The 20,869-nt window shown below is 70.9% G+C and carries 20 protein-coding genes; 6 read left to right on the top strand and 14 right to left on the bottom strand.

Going from position 1 to position 20,869, the window contains the following annotated elements; translation table 11 throughout:
* Positions 1–7: 7 nt before the first annotated feature.
* Positions 8–1,063, bottom strand: coding sequence for a glycosyltransferase family 2 protein (locus NI25_RS23640; protein WP_061444364.1), 1,056 nt, complete (start codon positions 1,061–1,063; stop codon positions 8–10).
* 269 nt (positions 1,064–1,332) lie between these two features.
* Here NI25_RS23640 and NI25_RS23635 point away from each other — a divergent pair, with 269 nt between their 5' ends.
* Positions 1,333–2,709 carry an LCP family protein gene (locus NI25_RS23635; RefSeq protein ID WP_061444363.1) on the top strand — a complete coding sequence of 459 codons (1,377 nt, stop codon included), beginning with the start codon at positions 1,333–1,335 and terminating at the stop codon, positions 2,707–2,709.
* Between the two features lie 31 nt (positions 2,710–2,740).
* Here NI25_RS23635 and NI25_RS23630 read toward each other — a convergent pair whose 3' ends face one another.
* The gene (locus NI25_RS23630; RefSeq protein ID WP_199561012.1) at positions 2,741–4,018 is read right to left on the bottom strand and encodes an LCP family protein; all 1,278 of its coding nucleotides are present in this window, start codon (positions 4,016–4,018) and stop codon (positions 2,741–2,743) included.
* A 119-nt stretch (positions 4,019–4,137) separates the two neighbouring features.
* On the opposite strand from NI25_RS23630, the gene NI25_RS23625 reads away from it, so the two are divergent.
* Entirely contained in the window at positions 4,138–4,704 is a 567-nt protein-coding gene (locus NI25_RS23625; RefSeq protein WP_061444361.1) for an acyl-CoA thioesterase, read from the top strand.
* Between the two features lie 32 nt (positions 4,705–4,736).
* On the opposite strand, the gene NI25_RS23620 is transcribed toward NI25_RS23625, so the two are convergent.
* Together NI25_RS23620 and NI25_RS23615 are read right to left on the bottom strand one after the other, a co-directional pair.
* The gene (locus tag NI25_RS23620; RefSeq protein WP_061444360.1) at positions 4,737–5,777 is read right to left on the bottom strand and encodes a vWA domain-containing protein; all 1,041 of its coding nucleotides are present in this window, start codon (positions 5,775–5,777) and stop codon (positions 4,737–4,739) included.
* 140 nt (positions 5,778–5,917) lie between these two features.
* A complete protein-coding gene (locus NI25_RS23615; protein ID WP_061444359.1) occupies positions 5,918–7,075 on the bottom strand; it encodes an acyl-CoA dehydrogenase in 1,158 nt (385 codons plus the stop codon).
* 191 nt (positions 7,076–7,266) lie between these two features.
* Here NI25_RS23615 and NI25_RS23610 point away from each other — a divergent pair, with 191 nt between their 5' ends.
* A complete protein-coding gene (locus NI25_RS23610; protein ID WP_061444358.1) occupies positions 7,267–8,610 on the top strand; it encodes a UDP-glucose dehydrogenase family protein in 1,344 nt (447 codons plus the stop codon).
* 122 nt (positions 8,611–8,732) lie between these two features.
* Here the strand turns inward: NI25_RS23610 and NI25_RS23605 are convergent, their stop codons facing one another.
* Positions 8,733–9,242: a CGNR zinc finger domain-containing protein gene (locus NI25_RS23605; RefSeq protein ID WP_061444357.1), complete on the bottom strand. Its 510-nt coding sequence runs from the start codon at positions 9,240–9,242 to the stop codon at positions 8,733–8,735.
* A 118-nt stretch (positions 9,243–9,360) separates the two neighbouring features.
* Here NI25_RS23605 and NI25_RS23600 point away from each other — a divergent pair, with 118 nt between their 5' ends.
* The gene (locus NI25_RS23600; RefSeq protein ID WP_061444356.1) at positions 9,361–9,720 is read left to right on the top strand and encodes a VOC family protein; all 360 of its coding nucleotides are present in this window, start codon (positions 9,361–9,363) and stop codon (positions 9,718–9,720) included.
* 28 nt (positions 9,721–9,748) lie between these two features.
* Here the strand turns inward: NI25_RS23600 and NI25_RS23595 are convergent, their stop codons facing one another.
* The 4 genes from NI25_RS23595 to NI25_RS23580 all read right to left on the bottom strand — a co-directional run bounded on the left by NI25_RS23595 (position 9,749) and on the right by NI25_RS23580 (position 13,947).
* Entirely contained in the window at positions 9,749–10,879 is a 1,131-nt protein-coding gene (locus NI25_RS23595; RefSeq protein ID WP_061444355.1) for a dipeptidase, read from the bottom strand.
* 120 nt (positions 10,880–10,999) lie between these two features.
* Entirely contained in the window at positions 11,000–12,178 is a 1,179-nt protein-coding gene (locus NI25_RS23590) for a dipeptidase (protein WP_061444354.1), read from the bottom strand.
* Positions 12,179–12,268: 90 nt separating this feature from the next.
* Entirely contained in the window at positions 12,269–12,811 is a 543-nt protein-coding gene (gene purE, locus NI25_RS23585) for a 5-(carboxyamino)imidazole ribonucleotide mutase (RefSeq protein WP_061444353.1), read from the bottom strand.
* The gene (locus NI25_RS23580; protein WP_078884714.1) at positions 12,808–13,947 is read right to left on the bottom strand and encodes a 5-(carboxyamino)imidazole ribonucleotide synthase; all 1,140 of its coding nucleotides are present in this window, start codon (positions 13,945–13,947) and stop codon (positions 12,808–12,810) included. Before NI25_RS23580 ends, purE begins: the two co-directional genes overlap by 4 nt.
* Before the next feature lie 165 nt (positions 13,948–14,112).
* Here NI25_RS23580 and NI25_RS23575 point away from each other — a divergent pair, with 165 nt between their 5' ends.
* Positions 14,113–14,685 (top strand): GtrA family protein, encoded by a 573-nt coding sequence (locus NI25_RS23575; RefSeq protein WP_061444351.1) that lies wholly within the window; start codon positions 14,113–14,115, stop codon positions 14,683–14,685.
* A gap of 24 nt (positions 14,686–14,709) precedes the next feature.
* On the opposite strand, the gene draK is transcribed toward NI25_RS23575, so the two are convergent.
* Both draK and NI25_RS23565 read right to left on the bottom strand, forming a co-directional pair.
* On the bottom strand, positions 14,710–15,984 hold the full coding sequence (gene draK, locus NI25_RS23570; protein WP_061444350.1) for a two-component system sensor histidine kinase DraK: 1,275 nt from the start codon (positions 15,982–15,984) through the stop codon (positions 14,710–14,712).
* Between the two features lie 58 nt (positions 15,985–16,042).
* Complete coding sequence (locus NI25_RS23565; protein WP_019329973.1) at positions 16,043–16,720, bottom strand: response regulator transcription factor; 678 nt, start codon at positions 16,718–16,720, stop codon at positions 16,043–16,045.
* A gap of 575 nt (positions 16,721–17,295) precedes the next feature.
* Here NI25_RS23565 and NI25_RS23560 point away from each other — a divergent pair.
* Positions 17,296–18,792, top strand: coding sequence for an MFS transporter (locus NI25_RS23560; protein ID WP_061444349.1), 1,497 nt, complete (start codon positions 17,296–17,298; stop codon positions 18,790–18,792).
* 145 nt (positions 18,793–18,937) lie between these two features.
* Here NI25_RS23560 and NI25_RS23555 read toward each other — a convergent pair whose 3' ends face one another.
* Genes NI25_RS23555 through NI25_RS23545 form a run of 3 tightly spaced genes read right to left on the bottom strand, consistent with a single transcriptional unit; the run spans position 18,938 to position 20,654 of the window.
* Positions 18,938–19,585 (bottom strand): DUF1963 domain-containing protein, encoded by a 648-nt coding sequence (locus NI25_RS23555; protein ID WP_233520769.1) that lies wholly within the window; start codon positions 19,583–19,585, stop codon positions 18,938–18,940.
* Entirely contained in the window at positions 19,582–19,788 is a 207-nt protein-coding gene (locus tag NI25_RS23550) for a DUF397 domain-containing protein (protein WP_078884712.1), read from the bottom strand. The genes NI25_RS23555 and NI25_RS23550 overlap by 4 nt, the downstream gene beginning before the upstream one ends.
* Positions 19,789–19,799: 11 nt before the next feature.
* Positions 19,800–20,654, bottom strand: coding sequence for a helix-turn-helix domain-containing protein (locus NI25_RS23545; protein WP_061444348.1), 855 nt, complete (start codon positions 20,652–20,654; stop codon positions 19,800–19,802).
* Positions 20,655–20,869 lie beyond the last annotated feature (215 nt).

The following is a 20,869-nucleotide window of genomic DNA, read 5'->3' as shown; positions in this document are numbered from 1 at the left end:
GGCCGGGTCAGCGGGCCCCGGCGGCGTCCGTGGCCCCCGTCTCCGGCCGCACCGCGGGGCGCCGCGAGGCGATGACCTTGCGGGCCAGCGACTTCGGGCTGGTCAGGAAGCCCCAGCCCCAGGACATGTGCATGGTCGCCAGCGCCACCGGGATCTGCGCCCGCGCCTTCAGCCCGAGCCCCTTGCCGGCGGGCAGCGAGCCCGCCACGATCGCCGCGAGGTAGCCGCCGGGCACCACGAAGCCCCACGGGGTCAGCGCCGCGCCCACCACGACACCGGCCGCGATGGCGCACACGGCGGTCGGCGGGGCGAGGTAGCGCAGGTTGATGGAGCCGGAGTGGTAGCGGGCGACGACGTGCCGCCAGCGGCCGTAGTCCTTGTACTGCTTGGCCAGCGCCCGCACGGACGGCCGGGGGCGGTAGGACACCTTCAGCTCGGGCGAGAACCAGATCAGGCCGCCGGCCTCGCGGATGCGGAAGTTCAGCTCCCAGTCCTGGGCGCGGATGAACTCCTCGTTGTACCCGCCCTGCCGCTCCAGCGCCTCGCGGCGGAACACGCCGAGGTAGACGGTCTCGGCGGGCGCCGCCTGTCCACCGGTGTGGAAGGCCGCGTTGCCCACGCCGATCTTCGACGTCATCGCGGCGGCGACGGCGTCCTCCCAAGCGTTCTCGCCCTCGGCGTGCATGATGCCGCCCACGTTCTGCGCACCGGTCTCCTCCAGGAGCCGTACGGCCGTGGAGATGTAGTTCGGCGACAGCATGCCGTGGCCGTCCACGCGGACGACGACCGGATGGCGGGAGGCCTTGATCGCGGCGTTCAGCGCGGCCGGCGTACGGCCGGTGGGGTTCGGCACGGTGTGCACGCGCGGATCCTCGGCGACGAGTTCGGCGGCGATCTCCTCCGTACGGTCCGAGGACGGACCGACGGCGATGACGACCTCCATCTCGCCGGCGTACTCCTGGGCGAGGATGGCGCGGACGGCGCCGCGCAGGTGCCGCTCCTCGTTGAGGACGGGCATGATCACGGAAACGGCGGGCAGCCGCACGTCGGACTTGGCGTTCATCGGTGCTCACGTTACCGCGAACGGGGGACACGGGTGCGCGCCGCGGGGGTCGCAGCCCCGGGCAGCAGATCGTATGGGCCTACGGTGCTCACGAATCCCACGTCCGGCCGCACGCTCCACGCCCAGGTGCCCGTCCCCGCGGAGGTGTCCCCTTGCCCACGCCGCCCCGCTCGTCCCGGGTCCCGGTCTCGCCCCCTCGCGGCGGCCCCCGGCCGCCGTCCCGGCGTCCGCCGAGGCCCCCCGTACGGCGGAAGAGGCCGCGCTGGGCCATGCGGGCGGTGACCGCGCTGTCGGTGGTGGTGCTCGGCTCCGCCGGGATCGGGCACGCGGTGCTCTCGAACCTGGACTCGGACATCTCGCGGGTCGACGCGTTCAAGGACATGAAGAACCGGCCCAGGGCGGGCGACGGCATGAACGTCCTGATGGTCGGCACGGACGGCCGGGACGAGATCACCAAGGAGGAGCGGCGCAAGTACAGGCTGGGCGGCGCCCCCTGCCACTGCACCGACACCATCATGATCGTGCACATCTCGGAGGACCGGGAGCGCGCGAGCGTGGTCAGCCTGCCGCGCGACTCGTACGCCGAGACGCCCGGCCACACCGACCGCACCACGGGAGAGCACCACAGGGGGCACCCGCTCAAGCTGAACGCCGCCTACGCCGAGGGCGGCCCGCAGCTGACCATCCGCACGGTCGAGAACATGACCCACGTCAAGATCGACCACTATCTGGAGGTCGACTTCACCAGCTTCATGAAGACCGTGGACGTGCTCGGCGGGGTCGAGATCTGCACCGTCCAGCCGCTCAAGGACAGCTACACGGGGCTCGACCTCGCTCCGGGCACCCACACGCTGATGGGCGGGCAGGCGCTGCAGTACGTGCGCTCCCGTCATCTCGACGGTGCCTCGGACCTGAGCCGGATGAAGCGCCAGCAGCGCTTCCTGGCCGCCCTGATCGACCGGGCGACCTCCTCCGGCATCCTGCTGAACCCGCTGAAGTTCCGTGACGTCACCCGGGCCGTGCTGGGCTCGGTCCGCGCCGACGAGGGCTTCGGCACCGACGAGCTGCTCACGCTGGGGCGGGCGATGCGGGACTTCTCTCCGTCGTCGTCCGAGTTCACCACCGTGCCGATCGGGCAGATGGGATACAAGGTCGAGGGCGTCGGTTCGACCCTGAAGTGGGACCCGGTGAAGTCCAAGCGGCTCTTCGACGCCCTGCGCGAGGACAAGCCGCTGGCCGCGCCGAAACCGAGGCCGAAGGGGCCGGCGCCGGTGCGGGTCCCGGTGGACCCGAAGCAGATCCGCGTCCAGGTGGAGAACGGCACCCACACCTCGGGGCTCGGCAAGCGGGTGGACGACGCGCTCGCCGCGACCGGGTTCCGCACCACCAAGGCGCCGCGCAACGCCAGGGACCGGGCGGTCGAGCGGACCGTCGTCGCCTACGACCCCCGCTGGGACCAGTCGGCGAAGTCCCTGGCCGCCGCCCTGCCCGGCAGTGAGCTGAAGCCCGTGAAGGGACAGGGCGCGACGCTGAAGGTGATCGCGGGCGCCGACTTCGAAAAGGTGGCGAAGGTGCGGCCGGCCGACCCTCCGCAGGAGTCGGGCACGGTGGTGCGGGGCGACGAGGTGGTCTGCGGCAAGGAGTGAGGCGCGCCGGGACTCACCGGCGCGCCCGGGCTCAGTTGCCGGAGACGGTGACCTTCTCGTCGTTCTTGAGTTCCTCGACGAGCTTCTTCACCTTGGCGTCGTCCCACTTGAGGTTGCCCCCGACGCTGCCGGAGACCGGCATGTTCATCGAGGTGCCGTCGCCGCCGCTGACGCTCTTCATCGCCCAGAACATGCTCGCCAGGTCGAACAGCCCCATGTCCTTGTCGACGATGAGGGAGTCCAGGCCGGCGCCCATGGTCGGGTACAGCTTGAACGGGTTGAGGACGGTCGACGGAGTGGCCACCTGGCTCGCCAGCGCCGACAGGAACTTCTGCTGGTTCTTGGTGCGGTCCAGGTCGGAGCCGGGCAGGGCGTACCGGGTACGGACGAAGGCGAGGGACTCCTGGCCGTCCAGGGTCTGCTTGCCCTTCTTGAAGTCGGCGCCGGACTTCTTGTCCTTGATGTCCTGCGGGATGTCGATCTCGACGCCGCCGACCGCGTCCACGATGTTGGCGAAGCCGGCGAAGCCGATCTCCACGTAGTGGTCCAGGCGCAGCCCGGTGTTGTGCTCGATGGTGCGCACCAGCAGCTCGGGGCCGTCCTCGGCGTAGGCGGCGTTCAGCTTGGTGTGCCGGCCGGTGCCCGGGTACTTCTTGCCGGACTCGGAGCCGACGAAGCTCGGGATCTCCACGTCCGAGTCGCGGGGCAGGGAGATCAGCGTCGATCCGTTGTCCCCGGTGTGCAGGATCATCATCGAGTCGGTGCGCTTGCCCTCGGCGGAGCCGGTGTGGAGGTCCTTCTTCTGCTCGTCGGTCATGCCCTCGCGGCTGTCGGAGCCGACGATCAGGTAGTTCGTGCCCTCGCCGGCCTCGGGCCGCTCGATGACCTTGGACAGGTCGACCTCGCGGTTGAGCTTGGAGTCGGCCCAGAAGTAGGTGCCGACGGTGGTGACGACGAGCACGGTCACGACCGTGATCGCGGTCCACTTGATCCGGCGGCGCCAGTTCGGCGCGGGCCGGTCCCGGTCCTGGCGGCCGGGGCCGCGTCCGCCGCCGCCACCGTAGACCTGGCCGGTGTTGTAGCCGCTGTCGTAGCCGTCGCCGCCGTACCCCTGGCCGTCGGTGTACGACGGCTGCTGGGGCACCCCCGCGCCGTACGGCGGGGCCGACGGGCCCGGGCCGGGCGGCGGCGTCGCACCGCGGCGGACCTGACGCATCACACGCGCGCTCTCGGGCCGTGCGCTCGCGCTGCCGCGCCCGTAGCCGCTGCCGCGGTTGTCACCGGACCATCCCTCGGGCCAATCATTCATGCGCCCAGTGTGCAGGGCTGCCCTGCGGGCGTTACAAGGTTCGTCGGAAAATCAGGGCAGCGCTGTTGCGAACCCGACACAAAATCACGCCGGTGTAGCTCCGGCATAAGGTGGAGGCCATGACAGACCAGGCAGAACAGGCCTCGGCCGCGCAGCCGGCGCCCCCGGAGATCCCGGGCAAGCCGACCTCGGCCTCCCGCACCACGCTCAGCCACATCATGACGCACAGCGACACCAACCTTCTGGGGACGGTGCACGGCGGTGTGATCATGAAGCTCGTCGACGACGCGGCGGGCGCCGTGGCCGGACGGCACTCCGGCGGACCCGCCGTCACCGCGTCCATGGACGAGATGGCGTTCCTCGAACCGGTCCGCGTCGGCGACCTCGTCCATGTGAAGGCGCAGGTCAACTGGACCGGGCGCAGTTCCATGGAGGTGGGCGTCCGGGTCATGGCCGAGCGCTGGAACGAGTCCACCCCGGCCACCCAGGTCGGCTCGGCCTACCTGGTCTTCGCCGCCGTGGACGCCGACGGCAAGCCCCGCACGGTCCCGCCGGTCCTCCCCGAGACCGAGAAGGACAAGCGCCGCTACCAGGAGGCCCAGATCCGCCGCACCCACCGCCTGGCCCGGCGCCGCGCGATCATGGAGCTGCGGGAGCGGCGGGTGGCCGAGGGGTACGAGGACTGATCCCGTCCGGGGCGTCGCGGACGTCACGGGCGTCAGAGCATGAGCAGGAGCCGCGTGTTCGCGACCAGCTTCCGGTTCACGCTCGTGCTCTGCACGAAGATCGTGAAGTCGTCGTTGTGGTCCGGCTTGACGCGGACCTCCACGTCCGGCAGGCCGAGCAGGGCGCGGGCCTCGGGCCCCGTGTAGATCTTGTCCGTCTTCTTCTCCAGCACCGATATCTGCTTCTTCGGCTGGACCTTCTCCGACTTGCTGAGCTGGTAGAACGCGCCGCCGGTGCGGTAGGTGTGCCCGCTCTCGACGACCCACTCCCGGATCGCGACGTCCCGGGTGACGTCGATGAGCCGGTACTGCGACGCGTCCACCGGGGTGAGGCCGGCCGCCTTGATGGTGTCCTTGTTGACCGTGTCGGCGCCGGTGGAGAAGACGGCCCGCGAGCCCCGGATACCCTTGGTGCGGCCCACCATGAACTTCTCGGTGGCCTCCTGGATGACCTGTCCGGCCTCCTCCAGGCCCTGGGTGCTGGTGGCGTCCCAGATGGCGATGTTGTCCTTCGGGAAGCCGTACTGCATGGCCTCGCGCTTGCCCATCTGGTCGGGCACGAGGACGGCCAGCGTCCAGTTGTCCTCCTGTGTCTCGATCATCGAGGACACGGCCCGGACCAGGGCGCGCGGGTCCTTGGCGGGAGCGTCGGGACAGCGGTGGCTCGCGTTCTCCTGGCCGTCGGTGAGGACGAAGGTCAGGAAGCTGTGGTCCCCGTAGAGCTGGGCGGTCTGGGCCAGCTCGTGCTGCGACTTGAGCGTGGCGGCCAGCAGCGCCGTCATGCCGCCGACCCGGTACATCTGCTTCAGGGACGGCATCCGCAGCACGTCCTTGTCGTAGATGACGCACTGCACCCGGTCGGCGAAGACGTACACCGTGACGCGGGTCTCCTGGTCCAGCTCCTGGGAGCGGCGGGCCAGGTAGGCGATCTGCTGGTCGGCGACCTCGACCACCTTGTGGCTCAGGCGGCGCATGGACGAGCTGGCGTCCAGCACGAGAGCGACGTGGTTGATGTAGTTCTGGCTTCCGGACATGGCGGATCCCCCTCTTACCGACTGCCGCTCGGCGGCTTCCCGACTCGATGGATCCACCGTCTCACCCGCCACTGACAATCCGTCACGACGAGCGAGGGGCGCCCGGCCGGCGGACGCCCCTCGCTGCACGGAAGCCGCCGTTACGGCAGGTTGCGCGCCATGACGATGCGCTGGACCTGGTTGGTGCCCTCGTAGATCTGCGTGATCTTGGCGTCGCGCATCATGCGCTCCACCGGGTAGTCGCGGGTGTAGCCGTAGCCGCCGAGCAGCTGGACGGCGTCCGTGGTGACCTCCATGGCCACGTCGGAGGCGAAGCACTTGGCGGCCGCGCCCTGGAAGGTCAGGTCGCCGTCACCGCGCTCGGACTTGGCGGCGGCCGCGTAGGTGAGCTGGCGGGCGGCCTCGATCTTCATCGCCATGTCGGCGAGCATGAACTGGATGCCCTGGAAGTCGGCGATCGGCTTGCCGAACTGCTTGCGCTCCCGGACGTAGCCCTTGGCGTAGTCGAGGGCGCCCTGGGCGATGCCGAGGGCCTGGGCGGCGATGGTGATGCGGGTGTGGTCCAGCGTCTTCATCGCGGTGGCGAAGCCGGTGCCCTCCTCGCCGATCATGCGGTCGGCGGGGATGCGGACGTTGTCGAGGTAGACCTCGCGGGTCGGCGAGCCCTTGATGCCGAGCTTCTTCTCCGGGGCGCCGAAGGAGACGCCCTCGTCGGACTTCTCGACGACGAAGGCGGAGATGCCCTTCGAGCGCTTGGTCGGGTCCGTCACGGCCATGACCGTGTAGAACTCGGACTCGCCCGCGTTGGTGATCCAGCGCTTGACGCCGTTGAGCACCCAGAAGTCGCCGTCGCGGACGGCCTTGGTCTTCATGCCGGCCGCGTCCGAGCCCGCGTCCGGCTCGGAGAGGCAGTACGAGAACATGCCCTCGCCCTTGGCGAGCGGGCCCATGTACTTCTTCTTCAGCTCCTCGGAGCCGGAGAGGATGACGGGGAGCGAGCCCAGCTTGTTCACCGCGGGGATCAGGGAGGAGGAGGCGCAGACACGGGCGACCTCCTCGATGACGATGACGGTGGCGAGCGCGTCGGCGCCGGCGCCGCCGTACTCCTCGGGCACGTGCACGGCGTGCAGGTCGTTGGCGACGAGCGCGTCCAGCGCCTCCCGCGGGAAGCGGGCCTCCTCGTCGACCGCGGCGGCGTGCGGCGCGATCTTCGCCTCGGCCAGCGAGCGGACGGCGTCGCGGAGCATGTCGTGCTCCTCCGACGGGCGGTACAGGTCGAAGTCAGCCGATCCGGCCAAGGTGTCTCACGCTCCAAAACGCTGTGATGCTGGGCACGCTAACTACCGTTAAGTAACCCAAATTTTAGAGCCCGCCCGCGTTCGTGGATAGGTGAGCTTGACGACAGCCGACCCAAAGGCCTCGAAAGGCTTTTCCCGCGTCCCCCGATATGCTCGGGCGCGCACCCATGCCGTACACCTCTGGAGCATCCATGGCCCTGAAGATCACCGTGATCGGTACCGGTTATCTCGGCGCGACGCACGCGGCGGCCATGGCCGAACTCGGTTTCGAGGTGCTGGGTCTGGACGTGGTGCCCGAGAAGATCGAGATGCTCCAGCGGGGCGAGGTCCCGATGTACGAGCCGGGCCTTCAGGAGCTGCTCGGCAAGCACGTCGCGGGGATCGAGGGGTCCAGCGGGCGGCTCCGTTTCACCACCGACTTCGCCGAGGTCGCGGCCTTCGGCGACGTGCACTTCCTGTGCGTGAACACCCCGCAGAAGCACGGCGAGTACGCCTGCGACATGTCGTACGTCGACTCCGCGCTGGCCTCGCTGGCGCCGCACCTGACCGGCCCCGCGCTGGTCGTCGGCAAGTCGACGGTGCCGGTGGGCTCGGCCGACCGGCTGGCCGCCTACCTGGCCGAGCACGCGCCGGCCGGTCACGAGGCCGAGCTGGCCTGGAACCCGGAGTTCCTGCGCGAGGGCTTCGCCGTCGAGGACACGCTGCACCCGGACCGGATCGTGGTCGGCGTGCGCAGCGAGCGGGCGGAGAAGCTGCTGCGCGAGGTCTACGCGACGCCCGTCGCGGAGGGCTCGCCGTTCGTCGTCACCGACTTCCCGACCGCCGAGCTGGTGAAGACCTCGGCCAACTCCTTCCTCGCCACCAAGATCTCGTTCATCAACGCGATGGCGGAGGTGTGCGAGGCCGCCGACGGCGACGTGGCCAAGCTGGCGGAGGCCATCGGGTACGACGACCGGATCGGCCGGAAGTTCCTGCGGGCCGGGATCGGCTTCGGCGGCGGCTGTCTGCCGAAGGACATCCGCGCCTTCATGGCGCGCGCCGGTGAGCTGGGCGCCGACCAGGCGCTGACCTTCCTGCGCGAGATCGACTCGATCAACATGCGCCAGCGCGGCCGGATGGTGGAGCTGACCCGGCAGGCGCTGGGCGGCGGCCCGTTCCTGGGCAAGCGGATCGCGGTGCTCGGCGCCACCTTCAAGCCCGACTCGGACGACGTACGGGACTCCCCCGCGCTGAACGTCGCCGGCCAGGTGCACCTCCAGGGCGCCCAGGTGACCGTCTACGACCCCAAGGGCATGGAGAACGCCCGGCGGCTCTTCCCGACCCTCGGCTACGCCGACTCGGCGCTGGAGGCGGTGCGGGGCGCGGACGTCGTGCTGCACCTCACCGAATGGCGGGAGTTCCGCGAGCTGGACCCGCAGGTGCTGGGCGAGGCCGTGGCGGCCCGGGTGATCCTGGACGGGCGCAACGCGCTGGACCCGACGCTGTGGCGGAAGGCCGGCTGGACGTACCGGGCGATGGGCCGTCCCACCGCCTGACGGCCGCCAGGGCTCCGTGAGGGCGACGGACGCCGGTTCGGCCGAGGCTCAGTCGGCCGAACCGGCGTCCGTCCGTATTGTGCCGCAGGGCGCGGCCGGGCGGCCGGTGATGCGGGCGGTGTTTACGACTCCTTGGCCCGGTAGCGGCGCATCTTGGCGCGGGCCCCGCACACCTGCATGGAGCACCAGCGCCCGCGTCCGGCCGGGCTGCGGTCGTAGTACGCCCAGTGGCAGTCGGGCGCCTCGCACGCCTTGAAGCGGCTCCAGGTGCCGGCCACCAGCGCCTCGGCGACGGCGGCGGCCACGCGTGCGGTCAGCGAGCCCTCCTGGGCGGGGGCGAGAGCGGCGGAGCCGTCGGCCGTATCGACGGTGACGACCAGCGGGGCGGCGGCCAGCAGCTCGCCCAGCGGGGTCACCGCGCGGTGCGGCGGATGGCCGGCGTGGGCGAGCAGGGTGGCGCGCAGGGACTCGCGCAGCTCGCGGGCGGCGGGCAGGTCGTCCTCCGTCAGGCCGAACCGCTCCCGGACCTCCGGCCTGTCCAGCGAGTCGGCGCCCGTCTCGACGTCCAGCAGCGTGTTCACCAGGGCCTCGACCAGTTCCAGGCCGCCCGGCGCGGGCGATCGCTCACTCATGCTTGCGACGTTACCCCCAATAAGGCAGCATGCAGTAACCGTTACCGGTTACTCGGTCTTACAGGTAACAGACAAGAGCGATCCCCGACCGGACGCTTCACGCTTCAAGGAGGAAGTCATGGCTGTCGCCGAACTGGGTTCCGTCGTCCTGGACTGTCCCGAGCCCCGCGCACTGGCCCGCTTCTACGCCGACGTGCTCGGCGGCACCGTCGAGGGCGACGACGACTGGGTCGACCTGAAGCTGCCGGGCGGCCAGGCGCTGGCGTTCCAGGCCGCCCCCGGCTTCGTACCGCCGAAGTGGCCCGCGCCCGACGACTCGCAGCAGTTCCACCTCGACCTCACCGTCACGGACCTGGACGCGGCCGAGAAGGCGGTCCTGGAACTGGGCGCCCGTCCGCTGGACGCGGAGGACCGCACGCGGACCTTCCGGGTCTACGCCGACCCGGCCGGGCACCCGTTCTGCCTCTGCGCCTGCTGAGCCGCCGCGCCCGGTGAGCGCCGCCCGCTCAGCCGTCCAGGTCGGCGATGACCGCCGTGGACGGCTCGCGGCGCAGCTGGGCGGCCTTCGCGGTGAAGGCCGCGGCACGCAGGACGCGCTGGACGTTCCCCCAGGTCAGCAGGGCCACGTCCGCCTCGTCCCAGCCGCGGCGGAGCAGTTCGGCGACGAGCCGGGGGTAGCACGAGGGGTCGCCCAGCTCCAGCGGGTGGGCGGTGCCGGTGTCGTAGGTGCCGGACAGGCCGACGCTCTGCGGGCCGGCCACCGTGCGGACGTGGTCGAGGTGGTCGGCGACGTCCCGGACGGTCGGGCCGGTCTGCTCGGCGGTCAGCGGCACCATGCACAGGCCGCCGGCCTCGCCCAGCTCCACCAGCAGGTCGTCGGGGAGGTTGGCGGGGTGCGGGCGCAGGGCGCGGGCGGCGGAGCGGGTGCACAGCGCCGGCGCCTTGGACACCGCGAAGGTGCGGCGCATGGTCTCGGCACAGGCTCCGGAGAGGTCGGCGAGGACACCGAGGCGGTTCATCTCCCGGACGACCTCCTCGCCGAACCGGGTCAGTCCCGCCTCGCCCGCCCAGCTCACCCCGCACAGCGTCAGCGCGCGCAGGCCGAGGGCGTGCAGGGAGCGCAGGATGCCGAGGCGGTCGCCGATCGCGGCGGCGCCCGCGGGACCGGGGATCACGGCGACCCGGCCGCAGTTGCGGGCGTCGATGGCCTGCCCCGCGTCGTACGCCAGGCGCAGCCCCTCCGGGTGGGCCCGCACGACCGTCTTGACCAGGTCCAGCTGTTCCAGCGTGGCGCCGACCGCGCGGTCCCCGTCGACGGACTCGGGCAGGTGCAGCGACCACAGCAGCGCGCCCACACGCCCCTCGCGCAGCCGCGGCACGTCGGTGTCGACGGCGCTCTCGCCCGACTCCAGGTCGTACCAGGGCAGGTGCCTGAGCGCCCAGGGCAGCCCGCTGCAGCCGTCGGCGACGGGATGGGCGGCCAGCACCGCGAACGCCCGGGTCAGCGGCTCGTCGCCGGGGTCGGACACGGGCGCGTAGGGCTCCGGCGGAAAGGCCTCCGCGGCGAGCGGCACGGGCAGGTCGTCGAGCCCACCGGCCTCGGTACCGGTGTGCAGGTCGTCCTGGAGATCTGCCATGGCGGTGCTCCGTACGGTCGTCGTGAGATACGGCCACCGTCGCACGGAGCGGTAAGGGCTTCCTGGTGGGTGGGGCGTTCGGGGGTACGCGCGCCCCACCCGTCGCCGGAGGCGGGCGGCTCAGCCGTCCAGCTGCTCGATGGTGGCGTTGGACGGCCCCCGCGTCGCCCGGAGCCCACGGGCCACGTCCTCGGCGGCGTCCAGGACGCGGACCGCGTTCTTCCAGGTGAGCTTGGCCAGGTCGGCCCGGGACCAGCCGCGGTCGAGGAGTTCGGCGATGAGGTTCGGGTAGCCGGCGACGTCGTCGAGGCCGTCCGGGGTGAAGGGCGTGCCGTCGTAGTCGCCGCCGATGCCGAGGTGGTCGACGCCGGCGACCTCGCGCATGTGGTCGAGGTGGTCGGCGACCGTGGAGACGGTGGCCACGGGGCGCGGGACGCGCTCCTCGAAGGCGGCGTGCACCTTCATCGCCTCCGGGCTGGAGTCGAGGTGGTGGAAGCCGTGCGCGCGCATGTTCTCGTCGGCCTCCGCCGTCCAGTCCACGGCGGCCTGGAGCACGAACTTCGGCACGAACGTGACCATCGCCATGCCGCCGTTGGCGGGCAGCCGCTCCAGCACGTCGTCCGGGATGTTGCGCGGGTGGTCGCACACCGCGCGGGAGGACGAGTGGGAGAAGATCACCGGCGCGGTGGAGGCGTCCAGCGCGTCGCGCATCGTCGTCGCCGCGACGTGCGAGAGGTCGACCAGCATGCCCTCGCGGTTCATCTCCCGCACGACCTCGCGGCCGAACGCCGACAGGCCGCCGACGCCGGGCTCGTCGGTCGCCGAGTCCGCCCAGGCGACGTTGTCGTTGTGGGTGAGCGTCATGTACCGCACGCCGAGCGCGTACAGGGCACGGAGCGTGGCCAGCGAGTTGTCGATGGAGTGGCCGCCCTCGGCGCCCATCAGGGAGGCGATCCGGCCCTCGGCACGGGCCGCCTCCATGTCGGCGGCGGTCAGCGCGGCGCGCAGCTCGCCGGGGTGGCGGGCGATGAGCTGCCGTACGCAGTCGATCTGCTCCAGCGTCGCCGTCACCGCGCCGGGGAGGTCGGAGCGGACGTACACCGACCAGTACTGCGCGCCGACGGCACCGGTCCGCAGCCGGGCCAGGTCGGTGTGGAGGTACGCGGACTGGTCGGCGGCGATGTCCCGCGCGTCGAGGTCGTAGCGGACCTGCTCGCGCAGCGCCCAGGGCAGGTCGTTGTGCCCGTCGACGACGGGGAACTCGCGCAGCAGCTCGCGGGCTCGGTCCAGCGATGTCATCAGATCCGCGTCCCTTCCGTCACTTTCCGCCGGTCATTCTTCCGCCCGTCACTTTCCGCCCGTCACTTTCCGTCGGTCACTTTCCGCCGGTCACTTTCCGAAACCGAAGCCGGCCGTCGAGCCCGCGACCTTGTTGCGCAGTCGCTTGCCCTTCTCGGTGGCCTGGTCGTTGAGGTCCTGCTGGAACTCGCGCATCCGGCCGAGCAGCTCCTCGTCGTGGGCGGCGAGGATGCGGGCGGCCAGCAGACCGGCGTTGCGGGCGCCGCCGACGGATACCGTGGCGACGGGGACGCCGGCCGGCATCTGCACGATGGACAGCAGGCTGTCCATGCCGTCCAGGTACTTCAGCGGCACCGGGACGCCGATGACCGGCAGCGGGGTGACGGAGGCGAGCATGCCGGGCAGGTGGGCGGCGCCGCCCGCGCCCGCGATGACCGCCTTGAGGCCGCGGCCGGCCGCCTGCTCGCCGTACGCGATCATCTCGTGCGGCATGCGGTGCGCGGAGACGACGTCGACCTCGTAGGGGATCTCGAACTCGTCGAGTGCCTTGGCGGCGGCCTCCATGACGGGCCAGTCGGAGTCCGACCCCATGACGATGCCTACGACCGGGCTCGCCGGGCTGGCCTGGCTCATTCGGTGATCGTCCCTCTCAGGTAGCCGGCAGCGTGACGGGCGCGCTCCAGCACGTCGTCCAGGTCGTCGCCGTAGGTGTTGACGTGGCCCACCTTGCGGCCGGGCTTCACGTCCTTGCCGTACATGTGGATCTTGAGCTGGGGGTCGCGGGCCATGCAGTGCAGGTACGCGGAGTACATGTCCGGGAAGTCGCCGCCCAGGACGTTGACCATGACCGTCCACTGGGCGCGCGGGCGCGGGTCGCCGAGGGGGAGGTCGAGGACGGCGCGGACGTGGTTGGCGAACTGCGAGGTGATCGCGCCGTCCATCGTCCAGTGGCCGGAGTTGTGCGGGCGCATCGCCAGCTCGTTGACGAGGATGCGGCCGTCACGGGTCTGGAACAGCTCGACGGCCAGGTGGCCGACGACGCCCAGCTCCTTGGCGATGCCGAGCGCCATCTCCTCGGCGCGCAGGGCCAGCTCCTCGTCGAGGCCGGGCGCCGGGGCGATCACCGTGTCGCAGACGCCGTTCACCTGCTGGGACTCGACGACGGGGTAGGCCACCGCCTGGCCGTGCGGGGAGCGGACCACGTTGGCGGCCAGCTCGCGGACGAAGTCCACCTTCTCCTCCGCCAGCACCGGCACCCCCGCGCGGAAGGGCTCGGCGGCCTCCTCCACGGAGTCCACGACCCACACGCCCTTGCCGTCGTACCCGCCGCGGACCGTCTTGAGGACCACGGGGAACCCGTCGCCCTCCGCCGCGAAGGCGGCCACGTCGGCCGGATCGCTCACGATCCGGTGCCGCGGGCAGGGCACGCCGATCGCGTCGAGCTTCGCGCGCATCACGCCCTTGTCCTGGGCGTGCACGAGCGCCTCGGGGCCGGGGCGCACGGGGATGCCGTCCGCCTCCAGGGCCTTGAGGTGCTCGGTCGGCACGTGCTCGTGATCGAAGGTGATCACGTCACAGCCGCGCGCGAACTCGCGCAACGTGTCCAGATCGCGATAGTCGCCCACGACGACTTCGTTCACGACCTGCGCCGCGGAGTCCTGAGGAGTGTCACTGAGAAGCTTGAACCTGATGCCCAACGGGATGCCCGCCTCGTGTGTCATACGAGCGAGCTGGCCACCGCCGACCATGCCGACTACGGGGAACGTCACACCCCTAGCCTATCGGCCGCGCGGAGCCCACCCGTTTACCGGCCGTTTCCCGCCGCTCTCCACGCCCGTTCCGACCCCCGTGGCTCCGTCCGCAGGAAGATCGCGCGTCCGGGTGGTTAGCATGAGCGGATTGACGCCAACCGATGGACGGGGGCCTGCACGACCATGGGACATGGTTCCTCGGGTGCTCAGACGGCTCCCGCCACGCCCCGGGCACCCCGTGAGGGAGTGCGGGGCCGGATCGACCGCCTCGTGCGCGAGGTCGTGAAGTTCGGTGCCGTGGGCGGCGCGGGGGTGCTGGTCAACCTCCTCGTCTTCAACTTCGTGCGGCACACGACCGACCTCCAGGTCGTGCGGGCCAGCATCATCGCCACGATCGTCGCGATCGCCTTCAACTACGTGGGCTTCCGGTACTTCACCTACCGCGACCGCGACAAGAGCGGCCAGACCCGCGAGATGTCGCTGTTCCTGCTGTTCAGCGCGGTCGGACTGGTGATCGAGAACGGCGTGCTCTACACGGCGACGTACGGCTTCGGCTGGGACAGCCCGCTGCAGAGCAACATCTTCAAGTTCCTCGGCATCGGGATCGGCACGCTGTTCCGCTTCTGGTCGTACCGCAGCTGGGTCTTCCGCGCGCTGCCCGCCCGGGAACCGGTGACGCGGGCCGAGACCTTCCTGGAGCACGAGCACCCGGCCGCGCTTCCCCGGGCCGACGGCGCCCCCGCCGGCCGCCGCTGACCGGCTCACCGCCTTCCGGCACGCTCAGCGCACCGTCTGGCCGCCGTCCCCCGAGGCCTTCTTCGGGGGCGGCGTACGGGACAGGAACAGTCCGAAGACCGGCGGACGCCCCTGGAGCAGCTCCAGGCGGCCGCCGTCCGCCTCGGCCAGGTCGCGGGCGACGGCGAGGCCGATGCCCGTGGAGTTGCGTCCGCTGATCGCCCGCTCGAAGATCCGCGCCCCCAGGTCGGCCGGGACGCCGGGACCCTCGTCGGTGACCTCGACCACGGCCTGGTTGCCGGTCACCCGGGTCCGCAGGGCGACGGTGCCGCCGCCGTGCATCAGGGAGTTCTCGATCAGCGCGGCCAGCACCTGCGCCACGGCGCCCGGGGTGCCCACGGCCGTCAGATGACGCTTGCCCGAGCTGACGATGGCCCGCCCCTCGCTGCGGTAGGCGGGGCGCCACTCGGCGATCTGCTGCTGGATCACGTCGTCCAGTTCGAAGGTGACGGCGGAGCCGCTGCGCGGGTCGCGGGAGTTGGTCAGCAGCCGGTCCACGACGTCCGTCAGCCGCTCCACCTGCGACAGCGCGATCGTCGCCTCCTCCTTCACCGTCTCCGGCTCGTCGGTGAGGGTGATCTCCTCCAGCCGCATCGACAGCGCGGTCAGCGGCGTACGGAGCTGGTGGGAGGCGTCGGCGGCCAGGCGGCGCTCGGCGGTGAGCATCCGGGCGATGCGCTCGGCGGAGGAGTCCAGGACGTCGGCGACCCGGTCCAGCTCGGGGACGCCGTACCGCTTGTGCCGGGGGCGCGGGTCGCCGGAACCGAGGCGCTCGGCGGTCTCGGCGAGGTCGGTGAGCGGGGAGGCGAGGCGGTTGGCCTGCCGGATCGCCAGCAGTACGGCGGCGATCACCGCGAGCAGCGCCACCAGTCCGATGATCAGCAGGGTCCGGCCGACCTCGCGGGTCACCGAGGACCTGGGCTCCTCGACGAGGACGGTCTCGCCCTCCTCGCCGGTGGCCCTGCCCCGCAGGACGTCGCCGGACGGTTTCTCGCCGACCTCGACGACCGGTTCGCCGGGGATGCGGATCACGGCGTACCGGGCGTCGCGGATCTGCTCCCGCAGGAACTGCTCGTCGACGGAGCCGGTGCCGATGAGCCGGCTGTCCACGATGCTGGCCAGCCGCACCGCCTCCAGGTCGACCCTCTCCTGTGCGGTGCTGCTGATCGTGCGGGTCTCGACGATGACGAGGGAGACGCCGAAGACGGCGATCACGACGAGCACCACGGCGAGCGTGGACTGGATCAGTCGACGGCGCATGTCCTCTTACCCGGGTCGCCCGGGCGGGCCCTCGCGGGCTCGCTCAGTTCTTCTCGAATCAGTTCTTCTCGAAACGGAAGCCCACGCCGCGCACGGTGGCGATGTAGCGGGGGTTGGCCGCGTCGTCGCCGAGCTTCTTGCGCAGCCAGGAGATGTGCATGTCGAGGGTCTTGGTGGACGACCACCAGGTGGTGTCCCAGACCTCGCGCATCAGCTGGTCGCGGGTGACGACCCGGCCGGCGTCGCGCACCAGGACCCGCAGCAGGTCGAACTCCTTCGCGGTGAGCTGGAGCTCCTCCTCGCCCATCCAGGCCCGGTGCGACTCGACGTCGATGCGCACGCCGTGGGTGGCGGGCGGCTGCGGGGGCTCGACGGCGCCGCGCCGCAGCAGTGCCCGGACCCGGGCGAGCAGCTCGGCGAGGCGGAAGGGCTTGGTGACGTAGTCGTCGGCGCCCGCGTCCAGACCGACGACGGTGTCCACCTCGTCGGCGCGCGCGGTCAGGATCAGGATCGGCACGGCGTGGCCCTCGGACCGCAGCCGGCGGGCGACCTCGAGACCGTCCATGTCCGGCAGGCCGAGGTCCAGCACGACCAGGTCGATGCCGCCCTGCAGCCCCGCGTCGAGTGCGGTGGGTCCGTCCTCACGCACCTCGACCTCGTACCCTTCCCTGCGCAGTGCGCGGGCCAGCGGCTCCGAGATGGACGCGTCGTCCTCGGCGAGCAGTACACGGGTCATGAGCTGATGGTAGACCGCTCGGAGCAACGCCCGGGGCAAGATCGACCCAGGGCGTTCCCGCCCCCGGAACACCTGTGGGTCCCCTGTGGACTGCTCTGGGGCAAGCCGGGCATGCGCAGGACATGCGCCGTGCGACGTGCCCTCGACCACCCCGCGTCCGAACCTGCGCCTGTGGGGTGCCATCCTGGAATAAACCTTCGAAAGATCGTTCGCGGTTCCACAGTTACCTGTGATTCACGTCTCAAGTCCTTCCATACCGGGCGGTGTCCTGCCGTATGGTGAATCAGCGCCTGTAGCACCCAGAGGACCTTTGGCGACAGTTTCGACGCTGAAGGTCTCTTTTGTGTGCGGGCCGGCCCCCACGGCCGGCCTTGAAAGGAATGACCTGTGGCCGGGCCTCACCGCGTGCAGTGGCGCGCACGGAGGCGTGGATCCCGGTGGCCGCCGCCCACCGCTTCGCAATCCGGAGCGGAATCCCTCAGGCGTGGGACGGGCGGGTAAGGCCGCCGGTGCCGGCCGCCCCCCACCGGGCGCGCATCGCCTCGTGAGCGCGTCCCGACCAGCAAGGATCGACCATGGCGTCCAGCCTGACGAAGGACTCGGTCACCCCGGGCACCCCCGGGACCGAGAAGACCTTCTTCGGCCACCCCCGCGGACTGGCCACACTCTTCATGACCGAGATGTGGGAGAGGTTCTCCTACTACGGCATGAGGGCTCTGCTCCCGCTGTACCTCGTCGCCCCGGGTGGCCTCGGCCTCAACGCCGGCACCGCGACCGCGATCTACTCGGTGTACCTCTCGCTGGTGTACCTGCTCACGATGCCGGGCGGCTGGTTCGGCGACCGCGTGTGGGGCCCCCGCAAGACCGTCGCCGTCGCCGGTGGCGTGATCATGCTCGGCCACCTCACGCTGGCACTGCCGTCCGCGGGCACGTTCTACGCGGGCCTCGGTCTGGTCGCCATCGGCTCGGGTCTGCTGAAGGCCAACATCTCGACGATGGTCGGCCAGCTCTACAACGGCCCCGACGATCCGCGCCGCGACGGTGGCTTCACCGTCTTCTACATGGGCATCAACCTCGGTGCCTTCGCCGCGCCGCTGACCATCGGCACCATCGGCGAGAACGTCAACTGGCACCTGGGCTTCGCCCTCGCGGCGGTCGGCATGGGTCTGGGCGTGCTCCAGTTCCTGATCGGCAGCCGCCACCTGGACCCGCACTCCAGCGTGGTCCCGAAGCCGCTGTCCGTCGAGGAGAAGACCTCGACGCTGCGCAAGGCCGCGTTCTGGGCCGCGCTGGCCGTCGTCTTCTACGCGATCGTCGGCTTCTCCGGTGTCTACACCCTGAACTGGATCCTGGTCCCGCTGACCCTGCTCGGCGTGATCGTCCCGGTGCTGGTGCTGACCAACATCAAGCGCGACAAGTCCCTGGACCGCGCGGAGCAGTCCAAGATGTCGGCGTACATCTGGTTCTTCGTCGCCGCGGCCGTGTTCTGGATGATCTACGACCAGGGCGGCTCGACCCTGTCGCTGTTCGCCGACTCCTCGACGGACACCAGCGTCTTCGGCTGGGATTTCCCGGTCTCCTGGTTCCAGTCGGTCAACCCGGTCATCATCATGGCCCTGGCCCCGGTCTTCGCCACCCTGTGGCTGGCGCTCAACCGTCGCGGCAAGGAGCCGAGCACGGTCGTCAAGTTCTCCTTCGGCCTGGTCCTGGTCGGCGCGTCCTTCTTCCTCTTCCTGGCCCCGCTGGGCATCGCGGAGGGCGGCCACAAGGCGGCGGCCCTGTGGCTGGTGGCGATCTACTTCGTCCAGACCTGCGGTGAGCTGATGCTCTCCCCGGTCGGCCTGTCGGTGACGACGAAGATGGCTCCGGTGAAGTACGCCTCGCAGATGATGGGCGTCTGGTTCCTGGCCGTCACCGCCGGTGACGCCACGACCGGCCTGCTCTCCATCGCCGGCGTCGACCTCAACAAGACGGGCATCGTCGCCGCGGAGGCCACCCTCGCGGTGGTCGCGGGCGTCGCGATCTGGATGTACCGCAAGCGCGTCAAGGAGCTCATGGGCGACGTCCGCTGAGTCCTGCGGACGGCTGTCTTCGAACGGAGGGCCACCTCATCCGGCGGATGGGGCGGCCCTCCGGGCGTTGGGACGGGACCGAGCAACCCGAGAACGTGAGTGCTCCGGGCGCCACTCGCGGTGACGTCCTCTCAGCGGCGGCCGGTCAGCACTGCCACAGGAACGAGCCCTCCTCGCACGGCGCGCAGGCGAAGGCGTATCCGCAGCCGCCTCCACCGAAGTTCATCGCCGTCCGGTGGTCGCGTCCCTCCTCGAGCTGGGCCACGAAGCTCATCGGCCGCGCGCACGACGGACAGGCCGGCGTCTCGTCGTGCTGCAGCCACGACGGAGTACCGCCCAGCTGGCCGAGGACGTCCCGCAGGGGACGGCCGCAAGCCTCCGACCACTTACCGCGCGCCTCGTGATAGGGAGCCGCGTCCCGCGCCGTGCAGTCGATGCCGCATGTCTCTGCCAGCAGGGTCTCGTCCCCCGCCGGCACCGGGGCGGGCGTGAGTCCGGCGCGGGGGAACAGCAGCGCCCGGTTGCCACCCGCGACCGGGTCCCACTCGTCGCACAGCCCGGGGTCGTTCTGGCACATGAAGACCGACAGGACGCGCTCGGCACCCGCGGCCGCCTCGGCTCCCTGGGCGCCGGGGGTGTTCACCGGCAGCTGCGCGAGGAACTGCATCGGTCCCGAGCACTCCGCGCACTGCGGCCACGTGAACCCGGCCGGCACCAGCGGCACACCGCCGGTGCGTGTCACAGGCGCCAGGTCGTCGACCGGGCCGGCATACGTCATCAAGGTGGTCGTCACGGTCGAGAACCCCGGCTCCGACCGTGGGCGTCCGAGGCGGCGTGTGCGGCGAAGCGCGTCCACGCGGCGGGGCGGAGGGCGATGCGGGGCCCGTTCGGGTCCTTGGAGTCCCGGACGAGGATCGTCGCCGGGGTGGTGGCTATCTCGAGGCAGTTCGAGCCGTCGGGACTGTGGGTGGACTTGTGCCAGGTGAGGTGCTGCACCTTGTTCCCTTTCAGAGGCTCCGTGCGAGGTGTGCGATGAATGTGCGGGAGGCGGCGACGTCGAGCGCGCACGCCTCCATGCGGTCCAAGAGAGTCCGGTACTTCGAGAGTTGGGCCTCCGCGTCCAGGAACTCGCAGCCGCCGTGGTGGGTGTCCAACTGGACGGTGTCGAGTTGCGGGACCGGACCGGCCGCGTAGTCGAAGGGCTGGCCGTTGCCCGGGAAATGGGGCGAGGCGTACGGGATGACCCGTACGGTCACGTTGGCCTGTTCGCTCGCTTCGAGGATGTGCAGCAGCTGGGCACGGGTGACGTCCGGCCCTCCGTACTGCATCCGGAGCGCCGCCTCGTGCACCAGCGCCGTGTAGGGAATGCCGTCGGCACGATGAAGTACCTCCTGCCGCTTGATGCGGTACGAGAGGCGGTGTTCGAGTTCGTACGACCGGAAGGGCGGGACGGCTTCCCTGAGCATGGCCCGGGCGTGGTCGGCGGTCTGCAACAACGCGGGGATGTGAAGCGGGAGGGCCACGCGCAGCGCGGTCGCGTGATGTTCCAGCTCGGCCAGATCGATCAGGCCGACCGGGAGGTAGTCCCGGTACTCGTCCCACCAGCCGCGGGTTCGGCCTCCGGTCATGGCGACCAGCGCTTCCACCAGCGCCTCGTCCGAGGAGCTGTACGCACGCGCGAGGGTGCGCACCCGGTCCGCGCCCACGGCGTAGCGGCCCGATTCGATGCTGCTGATCTGCGCCTGCTTGAGACCGAGGAGCGCGGCGGCGGCAGTCGACGTCAGCCCCGACTGCTCGCGGAGCTTGCGGAGTTCGGCGCCGAGACGCTGCTGGCGCAAGGTGGGCGGGGTGCTGGGCGGCACGGTCCTTCTCTCGTCACGGCGCGCTCCCTCGCATCACTCACACGAGGGAAATGTGAATCCTCTGCTCTGTTCGATGTTAAGTATCACATCGAACCCTCTATGGTGAGTCTCGCTCCACCGCCCAACTCCCCGCCCCCGTAAGCCGGAAGCGCACCCTCTGGGCACAGCCACCGCCCGGCGCGGCCGTTGGGCAGCCGAACCCCCTCCCTCCCGAA

Source organism: Streptomyces sp. CCM_MD2014, assembly GCF_000772045.1.
In the GTDB taxonomy this organism is placed as follows: domain Bacteria; phylum Actinomycetota; class Actinomycetes; order Streptomycetales; family Streptomycetaceae; genus Streptomyces; species Streptomyces salinarius.
Note: the sequence above shows the minus strand (reverse complement) of the source record. Positions and strands in the feature narration are given on the sequence as shown.